16 protein-coding genes are annotated in these 12,748 nt (G+C 44.1%); 8 read left to right on the top strand and 8 right to left on the bottom strand.

The features are described 5' to 3' along the window. Positions 1 to 87 precede the first annotated feature (87 nt). From JOC95_RS14750 to JOC95_RS14740, 3 genes are read right to left on the bottom strand one after another with little or no spacing between them, the layout of a single operon-like run. Positions 88 to 756, bottom strand: a complete 669-nt coding sequence (locus JOC95_RS14750; RefSeq protein ID WP_204417895.1) for a CoA transferase subunit B — start codon at positions 754 to 756, stop codon at positions 88 to 90. 18 nt (positions 757 to 774) lie between these two features. Continuing rightward, entirely contained in the window at positions 775 to 1,464 is a 690-nt protein-coding gene (locus tag JOC95_RS14745) for a CoA transferase subunit A (protein ID WP_204417893.1), read from the bottom strand. Between the two features lie 25 nt (positions 1,465 to 1,489). Beyond that, positions 1,490 to 2,674, bottom strand: a complete 1,185-nt coding sequence (locus JOC95_RS14740) for an acetyl-CoA C-acetyltransferase (protein ID WP_204417891.1) — start codon at positions 2,672 to 2,674, stop codon at positions 1,490 to 1,492. Positions 2,675 to 2,820: 146 nt separating this feature from the next. On the opposite strand from JOC95_RS14740, the gene JOC95_RS14735 reads away from it, so the two are divergent. The 5 genes from JOC95_RS14735 to JOC95_RS14720 all read left to right on the top strand — a co-directional run bounded on the left by JOC95_RS14735 (position 2,821) and on the right by JOC95_RS14720 (position 7,803). Continuing rightward, complete coding sequence (locus JOC95_RS14735) at positions 2,821 to 3,732, top strand: hydroxymethylglutaryl-CoA lyase (RefSeq protein ID WP_204417889.1); 912 nt, start codon at positions 2,821 to 2,823, stop codon at positions 3,730 to 3,732. A gap of 103 nt (positions 3,733 to 3,835) precedes the next feature. Next, complete coding sequence (locus JOC95_RS21565; RefSeq protein ID WP_263629668.1) at positions 3,836 to 3,967, top strand: hypothetical protein; 132 nt, start codon at positions 3,836 to 3,838, stop codon at positions 3,965 to 3,967. Between the two features lie 174 nt (positions 3,968 to 4,141). Next, a complete protein-coding gene (locus JOC95_RS14730) occupies positions 4,142 to 6,085 on the top strand; it encodes a SpoIIE family protein phosphatase (RefSeq protein ID WP_204417887.1) in 1,944 nt (647 codons plus the stop codon). After that, a complete protein-coding gene (locus JOC95_RS14725) occupies positions 6,082 to 7,347 on the top strand; it encodes an ATP-binding protein (protein WP_204417880.1) in 1,266 nt (421 codons plus the stop codon). The genes JOC95_RS14730 and JOC95_RS14725 overlap by 4 nt, the downstream gene beginning before the upstream one ends. Positions 7,348 to 7,440: 93 nt before the next feature. Continuing rightward, a complete protein-coding gene (locus JOC95_RS14720; protein WP_204417871.1) occupies positions 7,441 to 7,803 on the top strand; it encodes a VOC family protein in 363 nt (120 codons plus the stop codon). 34 nt (positions 7,804 to 7,837) lie between these two features. On the opposite strand, the gene JOC95_RS14715 is transcribed toward JOC95_RS14720, so the two are convergent. Next, on the bottom strand, positions 7,838 to 8,416 hold the full coding sequence (locus JOC95_RS14715; protein WP_204417862.1) for a hypothetical protein: 579 nt from the start codon (positions 8,414 to 8,416) through the stop codon (positions 7,838 to 7,840). A gap of 195 nt (positions 8,417 to 8,611) precedes the next feature. Between JOC95_RS14715 and JOC95_RS14710 the strand changes: the two genes are divergently transcribed. The 3 genes from JOC95_RS14710 to JOC95_RS14700 all read left to right on the top strand — a co-directional run bounded on the left by JOC95_RS14710 (position 8,612) and on the right by JOC95_RS14700 (position 10,560). Continuing rightward, the gene (locus JOC95_RS14710) at positions 8,612 to 9,058 is read left to right on the top strand and encodes a DUF3888 domain-containing protein (RefSeq protein ID WP_204417860.1); all 447 of its coding nucleotides are present in this window, start codon (positions 8,612 to 8,614) and stop codon (positions 9,056 to 9,058) included. Positions 9,059 to 9,139: 81 nt separating this feature from the next. Continuing rightward, the gene (locus JOC95_RS14705; RefSeq protein ID WP_419096248.1) at positions 9,140 to 10,084 is read left to right on the top strand and encodes an alpha/beta hydrolase; all 945 of its coding nucleotides are present in this window, start codon (positions 9,140 to 9,142) and stop codon (positions 10,082 to 10,084) included. 56 nt (positions 10,085 to 10,140) lie between these two features. Beyond that, positions 10,141 to 10,560 carry a ferritin-like domain-containing protein gene (locus JOC95_RS14700; RefSeq protein ID WP_204417858.1) on the top strand — a complete coding sequence of 140 codons (420 nt, stop codon included), beginning with the start codon at positions 10,141 to 10,143 and terminating at the stop codon, positions 10,558 to 10,560. 117 nt (positions 10,561 to 10,677) lie between these two features. On the opposite strand, the gene JOC95_RS14695 is transcribed toward JOC95_RS14700, so the two are convergent. The 4 genes from JOC95_RS14695 to JOC95_RS14680 are packed head-to-tail and all read right to left on the bottom strand — an operon-like array spanning position 10,678 to position 12,677. Further along, positions 10,678 to 11,175, bottom strand: a complete 498-nt coding sequence (locus tag JOC95_RS14695) for a GNAT family N-acetyltransferase (RefSeq protein ID WP_204417856.1) — start codon at positions 11,173 to 11,175, stop codon at positions 10,678 to 10,680. An 11-nt stretch (positions 11,176 to 11,186) separates the two neighbouring features. Next, a complete protein-coding gene (locus tag JOC95_RS14690) occupies positions 11,187 to 11,732 on the bottom strand; it encodes a histidine phosphatase family protein (RefSeq protein ID WP_204417854.1) in 546 nt (181 codons plus the stop codon). Then, the gene (locus JOC95_RS14685) at positions 11,729 to 12,082 is read right to left on the bottom strand and encodes a YunG family protein (protein ID WP_204417852.1); all 354 of its coding nucleotides are present in this window, start codon (positions 12,080 to 12,082) and stop codon (positions 11,729 to 11,731) included. The genes JOC95_RS14690 and JOC95_RS14685 overlap by 4 nt, the downstream gene beginning before the upstream one ends. Next, on the bottom strand, positions 12,054 to 12,677 hold the full coding sequence (locus JOC95_RS14680) for a GNAT family N-acetyltransferase (RefSeq protein ID WP_204417850.1): 624 nt from the start codon (positions 12,675 to 12,677) through the stop codon (positions 12,054 to 12,056). Before JOC95_RS14680 ends, JOC95_RS14685 begins: the two co-directional genes overlap by 29 nt. Between the last annotated feature and the right edge of the window lie 71 nt (positions 12,678 to 12,748).

Here is a 12,748-nt window from a genome sequence, read left to right as displayed (position 1 = left end):
TCATTAACCGGATGAAGACCGTTTCATCGAGTTTCAAAATTCAAAAAAGCGAACAACAGTAAAGTCATCCGCTTCCAGTAAATTAAATTAAAATGCATTCAATCTAACATGCTCATCAACTATCAAAGTCGGTTCCGTACTATTCTGAATATCCTCCACCGTATACCCTTCTGCGACTTCTACAAGCTTCAATCCTTGCTCCGTCACATCTAGCACGGCACGGTCGGTAATGATCCGGTCCACTACGCCTTTTCCTGTCAAAGGCAGGGTGCAAGCTTTTAAGATCTTCGCTTCCCCTGCTTTATTTACATGATCCATGATAACGATGATACGCTCTGCACCATGAACAAGATCCATCGCACCGCCCATACCCTTGATCATCTTCCCTGGGATCATCCAGTTGGCAAGGTCGCCGTTTTCACTTACTTCCATTCCTCCAAGGATCGCGATATTCACGTGACCGCCGCGTATCATTGCAAAGGATTCCGCACTGTCAAAATAGGCAGCACCAGGAATGGCAGTGACTGTTTCTTTTCCAGCGTTGATGAGGTCCGCATCTACCTTATCCTTTGTTGGATATGGCCCAATGCCAAGGAGGCCGTTTTCAGATTGCAATACTACCTGCTTGTTTTCGGATATGTAGTTCGCCACAAGGGTTGGCATTCCGATTCCGAGGTTTACGTAGTAGCCGCTCTCGATTTCTTTTTCTGCACGTTTTGCGATTTTCTCACGTGTGTTCACTGTTTCTTTTGCCATGTTAGGTTCCCCTCCTCGCTAGTCTCTTGTAGTTACGCGTTCGATTTTCTTTTCCTGCCGGCCGACGATCAGGCGCTGGACATAGATGCTTGGAGTCTGGATATGGTTTGGATCCAGCTCCCCGATTTCCACAAGTTCTTCCACTTCTGCAATCGTCACTTTACCGGCCGCTGCAATCATCGGGTTGAAGTTTCGGGCTGTTTTGTTGTAGATGAGATTCCCCATTTTATCGGCTTTATCTGCTCGTACCAAACTGAAATCCGCTGTGAATGCTTCCTCCAAAAGATATTCTTTTCCATTGAATTCTCGCACTTCCTTGCCCTCAGCAATCGGGGTACCGACTCCTGCCGGCGTGTAAAATGCCGGGATACCCGCTCCGCCTGCACGGATTTTTTCGGCAAGCGTCCCTTGTGGCGTCAGCTCCACTTCTAGTTCACCAGACAGTACTTGACGTTCGAACTCCTTGTTTTCCCCAACGTAGGAACCGATCATTTTCTTGATTTGCTTGTTTTTCATTAAAAGGCCGAGTCCCCAGTCGTCCACTCCGCAGTTGTTGGAGATGACAGTCAGGTCTTTCACACCTGTTTCAACTAATGCCAGGATCAGGTTTTCCGGGATTCCGCAAAGGCCAAATCCGCCGACCATGATTGTTGCACCATCATGGATATCTTTTACCGCTTCCGTAAATGATGTGTAAATAGGTTTCATCGATGTTGCACCTCTCTCTATAGGGTTAGATGTTTTCTACAATCGTTGCTACGCCCTGACCGCCACCGATGCAAAGGGTAGCTAGTCCTTTTTTCGCGTCACGGCGCTTCATTTCGTGTATGAGTGTAACCAGGATACGGGTTCCACTTGCCCCAATCGGATGACCAAGGGCAATCGCACCGCCGTTGACATTCAACTTTTCGGAGTCGAACTCAAGCTCTTTTCCGACTGCGAGTGCTTGTGCGGCGAATGCTTCATTTGCTTCTACGAGATCCATCTCTTCCAGTGTCTGTCCGCCTTTTTCCAAGGCCTTCTTCACGGCAGTTACCGGCCCGATGCCCATGATGCTCGGGTCCACTCCACTGCTGGCATTGGCAACGATTTTCACTAAAGGCTTGATGCCCAACTCGTCGGCCTTTTCCTTGCTCATGACCACCACTGCTGCTGCACCGTCATTGATACCGGAAGCGTTACCTGCAGTCACTGATCCGTCTTTTTTGAAGGCAGGACGCAATCCGCCAAGCTTTTCGGCAGTTGTTCCCTTTCTAGGATATTCGTCAGTATCTATCGTCAGAATTTCTTTTTTCTTTTTCACTTCTACAGGAACGATCTCGTCCTTAAATTTCCCGTCCTCGATTGCCTGGACAGCTTTCTGCTGGCTGTTTGCAGCGAATTGGTCCTGCTCTTCCCTTGTCAAATCATATTTCGTGCAGAGGTTTTCCGCCGTCACTCCCATATGATAATCATTGAACGAGCACCATAGCCCGTCATGGACCATGCTGTCTGTCACCTTTTGGTCGCCCATGCGATATCCGTCGCGTGCTCCTTGCAGGAGGTATGGCGCCTGTGACATATTTTCCATCCCGCCAGCTACCACAATATCCGCATCTCCGGCAATGATAGCTTGAGCCGCCAGATGCACAGCCTTCAGACCTGATCCACACACTTTATTGATTGTCATGGAAGACACTTCGTTCGGAAGGCCTGCCCCGATCGCTGCCTGCCTTGCCGGGTTTTGCCCAAGCCCCGCCTGCAGCACATTCCCCATGATCACTTCATCCACACTATCTGGTGCAAGCCCGGCTTTTGCGAGCGCCTCTTTGATTACTACTGCTCCCAACTGTGGAGCGGAAACATCCTTCAATGCACCACCAAAACTTCCGATCGCCGTCCTGACAGCGCTTACAATGACTACTTCTTTATTTGACATGATTCCATCTCCTCTCGTTTCAATAAATTCTTGATTCCTGTCGAAATTCCTGCTTTTTTTAAAAAATTTCTATTATTCTTGCTTTTATGGCACCCTTCTAACTAAAATTGAACTAACGACATTCCATTTATCAGGAGGCACTCAAAATGAATATTCCTAACAAGGCGACCATCATCGAAGTAGGACCTCGAGATGGCTTGCAGAATCTGAAAACCTTTGTTCCAACGAATGCTAAAATCGATTTTATCCAGCAACTGAAAAAGGCCGGCATCAAGGAAATGGAGCTCACTTCTTTCGTTTCGCCGAAATGGGTTCCGCAAATGGCGGATGCACCATCTGTGATTGAAGAATGTTTGGATGAAGAGACACGGAACTTTGTACTGGTACCAAATCAAAAGGGCATTGACCGCCTGCTTGGCACATCCTGCAAGAATGCAGCGGTATTTGTCGGGGTAAGCGATACATTCAATAAGAAGAATATCAATAAAACCACTGAGGAAAGCCTGCTTGAGCTCCACCCGATCATCGGGGATCTGAAAGAAAGAGGATTCTTTGTACGCGCCTGCATCTCCACCTCCTTCTATTGCCCATATGAAGGAAAAGTGGAGGTGAGCGATGTTGTGGCATTGTGTAAAAGGTTTGAGAGTTTCGGAGTTGATGAACTCAGCGTGGCAGATACAATTGGGATGGCCAATCCAAAGGAATCCTACGAATTATTTTCAGCACTGAAGAAAGCGCTACCAAGCATCATGCTCACTGCTCATTTTCATAACACAAGAGGAATGGCGCTTGCGAATATATTCGCCGCCCTGCAAGCAGGTGTCGACCGCTTCGACACATCAGCTGGAGGGCTAGGAGGCTGTCCGTTTGCACCAGGAGCATCAGGCAATGTTGCGACAGAAGACGTCGTCTACATGCTCGAGCAGATGGGAATCCAAACAGGAATCAACCTCAAAAGGGTAGTAAAAGCACTTGAAAATCTTTTGCCCCACTTGGATAAGCAGTATGAAAGCCAATATTTTAAGCTTCAGGGGACAGGGCCGCTGACTCAGGTTTAAGGACATTTGGAGACAGATCACGTGTCCCACTCCAAACGAATGAATAAAAAACCCTTCCCCTATCCACATTAACAAGTGATATCAAGGAAGGGAGAGTATTCCAATGTCCAAGCACAACAAACAGGGCCCTAGTCAAAAAGGGCAGCCAAACGCAGAGAGTGCTAAGCAGGTTGTATCTGCTGAAGAAGTCGAGCGTGCAACTCATCCTACAAAGCGACAGAACTCCGAGCAATAATTCCAGGGACAATGAACCTGTCCCCATGGACCACCCTTACGTACGAAAAAGAGCCCGCAACGCCTTTTGTTGCGGGTTTTCGTGCTTTTGGCGTGTATAAGGGCACCTGTCATGCTTTATCTATTTTCTGTTCGAGTGATTAGTGTATAATATAATAGAAATAATATGCAGTAAGTGAGGGAGGTCATAGCCATTAATCGGAAATATGTTTCAATAGTACTGGCTGCCTTATTTGGCTTTCCTCTTTATTTATCCATTTTTTTTGATAATAGATTAGGATTTTCAGATTTTAGTGATAGCAGCTATCTTATATTCCATACCATTTTAGAGTTTTCGGCCATATTTATCGCTATAAGTATTGCGCTGCAAGGATGGCTCTTTTTCAAGGGTCCCTCTTCTGCAAGGATATTCATCTTTTCTAGTGCATTCCTGGCGGTTGGTATTTTTGACTTCATACATATATTGTCTTTCATGGATATTACTGGACACCAGGTTGAATTTCCTATTGTAAGCTCTTGGTTCTGGCTATCGGCAAGGCTCACTGAAACGGTACTATTCGTTGTTCTCGTGTCTAAAATGGACAAGCAACCTAACACCCCGGACTTCAGACAAATTCTCATCACACTTACCATCCTTTTCACAGCAGGGGTTTCCATCATCCTTTTCACCCTGTCACCAATCCTGCCTCCCTTATCCCAAAACAGGGAACTCACATCATGGAGCTATTGGTTCATTTCCATCATCACACTTATTCACATTGCGATTTTCATACAAGCTATCTTTCGTACCAAAAGAGGTCTTCACCAAGACACGGAATATATTGCACCAGCTTCCATGTTCCTGATTTTCTCAACTTTGACTTCATTGAGCCAGTTTTTCATAACGGACTGGAGTAACTTCGTCTCCAATATCTTCAAAGTGGTCGGCTACATCTATTTATTCAGGCTTGTTTTTATTCGGTACGGGGAAAGGCCGTTTCAGGAGCTCGAGGAGATGTCTGCCACCTATAAACGTCTCCTCAACAGCGTGGTGGAAGGAATTTATGGCATTGATAAAGAAGGAAAAGTAACTTTTATCAATGAGCCGGCTTCCAGGATGCTCGGATATAGGGAGGACGAACTTTTAGGACGTGTATGCCATCCCATCATCCATCATACGAAATTTGATGGATCAGACTATCCAATGGAGGAGTGTCCGATCTGTCATGCAGCCATAAGTGAAGAGCATACATATGCACCCAATGAACTTTTTTGGAATAAGAGAGGCGAAAGTTTTCCTGTTGAATATTTTACAAGACCCATTTATGAAAACGGGCAGGCTAAAGGGACGATTGTGACGTTTCTTGATTTGACCGATAAGAAAAAGTTGGAAAGTCTCGAAGTACAGCATCAACATATGAAACACGAAGTGGCACTTGCCGCCTCGGTCCAGCAATCCCTTTTGACAGCTTTACCGGACTTCCCGGATGGTGTGGATATCGGCTACCTGAGTATTCCTTTTAATGAATTAAATGGTGACTTTTATACTCTATATCCCAAGGAAGATGAAATCTCCATCGCCATTGCGGATGTTTGTGGAAAAGGTATTCCTGCAGCCATTCAGATGACCATGATGAAATATGCAATGGAGCAAGGCAACACCCCAGATCATGCCTTGACGGAGATAAACAGGTTCTCCAATCAGTATATGGATGATACGTCATTCATAACCATGTTAGCCGGTACGTATCATATCGGGACCCGCCTGTTTCATTATTCATCTGCAGGACACGAACCTGCCCTTCATTATCAGCATCGTGAAAGGAGATTCATCGAACTTTCTACAACGGGTCCAATCTTGGGGATAATGCCAGAAATGGAGTATCAGACTAAAAGCACTTTACTTGATCCGGGGGATTTCATCATTTTATATACAGATGGAATGATTGAAAGAAAAGAAAACCTTGACGATAGCAACAAAATAATAAAGGAAAGTTTTCTAAAATTGGATATATCGAAGAGTGCCCAAGAAATAACACAGGAATTGTTTGATCTTATTAATGAAAGGCAGCCGTTCCCCATCCAGGATGACCAGACACTTATCCTTTTAAAAGCGGAAAACAGGGAGATTAGTATATGATGGAATTAAATATGAATATCAGGGATGTTCTTCTCAATTTTTTTCTGATTTTCACTCCTATATTTTTTTACCAGTACATTGTCACCAATTACACAGCCACAAAGAGCAGATTATTCCTAGGAGTAATCTGTGGGGTTGCCGCTGTTCTATGCATGCACTACCCTATCCTATCAGGAGAAGGATTCCTTTGGGATCTAAGGTGGATCGCACTGATGATAGCAGTCCTATATGGAGGTACTCTTGCAGGGAGTATTACTGCCACTCTGATTATAGTCTATCGGTTCAGTCTAGGTGGCCTGCTCGGCTCTGTGAATGTATTGCTTGTCGCAGTTGTGTTGTTTGTGATTTTCATCCTGCTAAGAACAAAATATTTTCAGAGGTCCCATAGGTCCAAGCTGCTTTTTGCAGTTATGCTTGCCTTTTTCACATGGATTGTTGCTGTATCAGCAATTACCGCTCATTTTATGATTTCCGGCAATATTGATTACATCATCCAAAAAAGCCTACCCATCTTCCTTATTATGGGTGCGTGCTATATGGCTTCCAGCTTTATATATATCTATTTTTCTGAAGAAATCAGAAACTATACAAGGATGAAAGAGAATAGCTTTCAAGCAGAAAAGCTTAATCTAATTACCGAGCTTTCTGAACTTTTGTCGTTTGAATTGAAGCGGTCCCTTGACACTACAAGTGAACTGTTGGAGAATGCTCAAAATGGCAGTGACTATCATAGAAGAGCAAGCATTCCAAAGGCACTTAAAGAAATAAAGAAAGCAAAAAAAGCGATTAATGGTTATGTGAATTATTCCAGCCAGTTTTCAGACATCAATCCAAAAGCGCCGCTTTATCAATTGGCACTGGAAATCAAAGATTTATTGACCCCCTATTCCAATCAGAAGAAAATTACTATCGAGCAGTTGATCCCTGAATCCTTCCATGTAGAGGTGGATGCCATACGCATGAAACAACTGCTACTGAATCTGGTGAAAAATGCAGCAGATGCTACACCCAAAAATGGAACAATCAAAATAGAGGCTGCCAAACGAGGCGAAAAAATATACATCATCATCAGTGATACAGGCATAGGCATGTCCAAATCCCAACTGTCCAATCTCATAGACTTCGGCGCATCCACCGACAACACCGGCATCGGCCGCGGATTGATGGTGACCTTTCACCTCATCCAGGAAATGGGCGGCACCCTATCTTTCAACAGCACCGTCGGCAAAGGAACAACAGTAACAATCAAATTAGGAGCCTAGTAACTGGTCCCTGGTCCCTCTTCTCAAATGATACCCAGCAATGGATAATTACGCTAAAATATTGGTAATCTAGTAAATGTCAGGAGGATAAGGATGATAACCGGTATCCATCACGCGCAAATCACCATACCAAAAGGTGCGGAAGAAGAAGGCAGAAATTTTTACTGCAAGATACTTGGTTTAAATGAAATAGAAAAACCAGCTCCGTTGAAAGGTCGAGGCGGTTTTTGGCTCCAAGTGGGAGATCGTGAGGTGCATGTAGGAACCGAAGATGGCTTTGATCGCCACACGACAAAGTCCCATATCGCCTATCAAGTAGAGGACGTGGCACCATGGCGAGCAAAGCTTAAGGAAAATGGAATCGCAATACTGGAATCTGTCGCCATTCCAAATTATGACCGCTTTGAATTCCGAGATCCATTCGGGAACAGGGTCGAAATTATTGCTTCTGTATAACAAATAAAAGATCAGAAGCCAGTGCTTCTGATCTTTATCCTTCTACGCCCTCATACCATTCCATCCTGTCGCTACCTACCAATTCTTCTATCGTTTTCAGATGATCATTATCGCTTATAATTTCATAACCACTAAAATGGGTTTTATCTATAGAAAACATCAGCTTATCTGTTACCAAAAGATTATCTTTTTCGTTCACAACAAGCATTTCGACAATATATTTACTGTTTAGCTCATATTTCGAGTAGTTCGTCTCCTTCAATTCCAGCCCCTTCAAATCGTTAAGCAGTCTGTCAACCAGCTCTTCATCCTCTAATGTCATTTGTCCAATTGTTTTCCAGGAATCTTTTTCAGAATCACTCTCCATATCCTTCACCTTTATTGTAATGCTCCTGATTTCAGAATCATCCTTTATTGTGCCAGAAGTCATTTCATGGAAGTCCGTGTACTTCATTTCGTTCTGAAGATACCCCACACCTATTGCCACTATGATCAACGCGATTCCGACTACTACCTTTTTGCGGAAAGACAGCCAATAGAAGGCTCCGCCTATAAGGATAGCCAAAACAAAATAATCTGAATAATACACTAACCAGCCTAACATCTGCTCCATACGATTTCCCCCCTTTTGTGCCAAGGTCCGACAATTTGCTCTCTAATTAATGTACGTTCGATTTCGAAAAAGGTTTCAAAATGGTAGCAAAGTCTCTCCCTTCTCCGGGAAACCATTGGTACCAGCTCACTTTTTACATCAATTGTTCCCCAACAGGAAAAGGTAAACATAACCCGCAAAGAAGGAGATGTCGATTTGATAATAAAATATGCAACAGCTCTAATATTTTCTATACACTTCCTAGTCCCTTTTCCCTTGATTGAGCCCCAAGCAACAGCCATGCCAAAACCTCCCGAGCAATCAAGGGAAGAACTGTACCATGATATGTTTCTGACACTACTTTCAAAAGATATAAATGAAGCTGTTGCTAACTACTATTCGGATTATTTAACCACCTCTCCGATGGTACATGGGTACATGGTGGATGTAGTCAGTGCGGAGAGGGAAGGTGGATACCGCTCCTTCGGTTTCACAGTCACTCTTGAAGTGACACCGGTGGTAGGTCCTCACCTCTCAGTAGGAATTGAACGGCTTATTTTTGATATTGGTCCACGAGGAGGAAAGCTGCTGGAGTATGAACATTTAGAGACCCATGAGCTTCCTGATAATTGGAAGCATATTATGAAAAACAGTTCACCTTAAAATAAGAGTTATTCCCATTTCCCTCCCGGCTATTCCAAATGGTAAACTAAGGTATATATATCCATTTTGGAGGTTTGCTCAGTGAATCAACTTAAACGGTTGTTTATAGTACTTGGCATCATTCTTTCCTATGTGCTGTTTGTCGGGATCTTTTTCACAAACAAAGTAATGTATATACGCAAAAAGACTAATGAAGAAATCCTCGAACGCGAAATGAGGCTTGGGCATTATAAGGAAGAGGTCCTCTCCACCCTTCCAAAAAAAGAACTCACCATCCCTTCCCCTCTTGGCTATAACATTTATGGGGAATTATACGATGTACCAAATTCCAACAGATTTATGATCTTCAGCCATGGAGTGACACAGAATACCCTGAATTCCATCAAATACATGAATATCTTCCTGGAAAGAGGCTGGAATGTTGTCCTGTATGATCACCGCCGGCACGGGAAATCCGGTGGGAAGACGACGAGCTTTGGTTTTTATGAAAAGCATGATTTAAAAGCGGTGGTCGACTGGGTACGGGAACAGGCACCGGAGGATGCAGTGATTGGGGTCCATGGTGAATCGATGGGTGCTGCGACATTGCTGATGTATGCTGGTGGCCTTGAGGACGGTGCTGATTTCTATATCGCTGATTGTCCATTTTCCGATCTTGAGGAACAGCTTACCTACCGATTGAAGGCTGACTTCCGGATACCAAAGCAGCTTGTCATGCCGATTGCCAATACGTTCCTGCGCATTCGCGACAAATATTCAATCCGGGATGTTTCCCCTATCAATGTAATTGAAAACATAGACAATCCGGTGCTTTTCATCCACAGTGAACCCGATGATTTCATACCGATCATGATGACGCAGCAGCTTTTTGAGAAAAAGAAGGATAAAAAGAAGCTGTATGTAGCAAAAAACGGCAGCCATGCGATGAGCTACTCTGAAAACCGCGAAGAGTATGAAAAGGCGATTGATGAGTTTTTGGAAGAGATCGGCTACGGAAATCAAGAGAAATTTCACCAGGAAGAATAATTTCCCTCTTATAAAAGAACGCTATAATTAGCGATGACTTTTAAGGAGAGATTTTAATGGACGAACAGATCAAGGAATTAAACGCATTCTTGGAAGGCGAATTCATGGGCATCCATGCGTACGAGCATTATATCCAGAACACACAGGATGAAGCAGTGAAAAAGGACCTCCAAACCATTCAGCAGAACCATAAAATGCACGCCATTTTTGTGGCAGAGCGCATCCAGAATCTTGGTGGGACTGCAGTCGATGATGTTGGATTGGTCGGGGCATTCCAGGAGCGCGTTGCCCAGGTTAAAGGATATCCCAAGGATAAGGAAGCAATTATTAAGGGAGCCATCAAAGGCGAGGAATTCGGATCCGATATGATGGCCGAGTTTGTAAAAGGTGACCTTGACCAGGAAAGCCAGAGCATGGTGCAGTCCATTTTAGCGGAGCATAAAAAGCATGTCGATATGCTGAACAAGCATTTATAACAGTGGGCTTACAATGAAAGCAGGACGGAGTTTTCCGCCTGCTTTTTTGATGTTTTGATTGCTGGGAGCGGTTTTTTCACCGTTGCACCATTAAATAATTATCCGGTTTGCGTTTTTTTAGAAATACAGCACCATCAAATCCTCATCCAGATAGCTTCCATTCACGTTCAATGCTCTTTTGTCCTTGCCATAACACTCAAAACCAAGTGATTGATACAGCCTTTTAGCTGGTTCATTCCCAGATGAGACAGTCAGATACACTTGTTTGATTTGCTCGATGCTTTTCGCCTGCTCGATGGCCACGTTCATCAACCTCTTTGCTACCCCTGTACCGCGCTTTGCACCCGTGACATATACAGCATAAATATTTGCCCTGTGCTTCATCTTCAACTTTTCTTCCAATACGAGACTGACCATGCCGATCAGATTCCCTTCATCAAATGCTCCATATGTATAGGAGGATTCCCCCTCCAGTCTGTTTCCATATACTTCAGGGCTTCTGACGCTTTCTTCCTCATAGCTTGAAGCAAAAGCTTCAGGATTCTGTTGCAGCGCTTCCAGTCTTAATGCAAAATAACTCTCTGCATCTGATCTACCCAGCTTTCTTATGTCCATGAGGCTACCTCCTATTCTGTGAGAACCTTTTCTTTAAAAGCATATACTTTATATTTCCCATTATCGGATGAGTATGCAAGGATGTTGTTATCAATCGGAGCACTTTTGAGGTATGCTCCAATACAACCAGTGGTGCATCTATGTCCCGATAGAAGTATATTCACTTCCTGATCACGATGCTGATCCTCTAATTCGTGCATAAAATCAAATATCCTCGTCAAGTAGTCTTGCATGTCCTCTATACCTTGATATATTTTTCGATCAGGAACGATGCCATCCATTTTCACTTCGCCCTTTTTTAGTCCATCCGCTTCCCCGACATCATAAACATCAAGCCTACTATCGATCTGAGCGCTTTTACCCGTAACTAATTCAGCTGTCTGAATTGCCCTTTCCTGCGGGGAGCTGTATATATAGTCAAAGTGGACATGCTCAAGCTCGTCCCGGAGTGCCAACGCCTGCTCCACTCCGATTTCGTTAAGCGGCAGACCGCACCTTCCCTGGATCCTTCCTTCTTTATTCAAATCTGTCTCCCCATGTCTGATCACATAAATCATCCATTTCTTACCTCCATTTCATCCAACACTCGCCGCCACAAATTGGAATATTGCTCCTCGTTAGTATCCTTCATCGCTTCTGCTCTTGAAGAAACGATGTCGTCGTAAACGATTGGATGGCAGAATTGTGATTCTGTAAAATCAAAGCGTTCTCCATCAATGTGATTGTAGAAGTGCCAACCTTCCTCCAATTTTGTTTTTAGGATTCTCCCGCCATAAAAATTGTTCACTACTAAAGCACTCACTCCACACTGACCTTTTGCCGGATTATTCTCCGTCCACTTTGTGCTTGAATCGGTCGACCAGCTTGCGAATAAAGCATCAGACAGTTTCTTCATTTCTCTGTTCATAAGAAGCATTCCTCTCTTGGAATCTCTGCTTCACAAAGCCGTTCCAATCATCATCTGTAATCGAATAGAGGACGGCATTCCGGATATAGCCATTGGCAAGAATCCTTTCTTTCCGAAGAATCCCTTCCTTCGTGGCACCGAGCCTTTCGATGGCTTTTTGACTTCTGACATTACGCTCGTCAGTTTTTAGCTGTACACGCATCAGCTTTAATGTTTCAAAGCAATATTTCAACAGCAGATATTTGCAATCGGAGTTCACAAAGGTCCTGCGGTAGTCCACCCCATACCAGGTCGACCCGATTTCGCATGACTTGTGCACCTCATTCAGCTCATATATCCGTGTGGTTCCGATGATTTGACCTGTCTCCTTCAGGATGACAACGAATGGGACAGCGAGCTTTTCCTGATAGAGCTTTACCGCGGCAGCCACCCACTCATCCATTTGCTCCTGCTCTCTTACTTCCAACAGCATGTATGACCAGGTTTCAGGGACATTGATTTTATACAACTCGATTGAATGCTCCTGTGACATCGGGACGAGTCTGATTCTTTCATTCTCCAACGTCAGCTGCCTTGAAAACAACATTTCTTTCATTCTTGTCAGCTCCTATCCTACGATTGTATAGAATATTCTACCAACTAATGTTGCATTTGTATTGCTTTTTT

This window comes from Sutcliffiella tianshenii (genome assembly GCF_016908565.1).
GTDB classification, from domain to species: domain Bacteria; phylum Bacillota; class Bacilli; order Bacillales; family Bacillaceae_I; genus Sutcliffiella_A; species Sutcliffiella_A tianshenii.
Note: the sequence above shows the minus strand (reverse complement) of the source record. Positions and strands in the feature narration are given on the sequence as shown.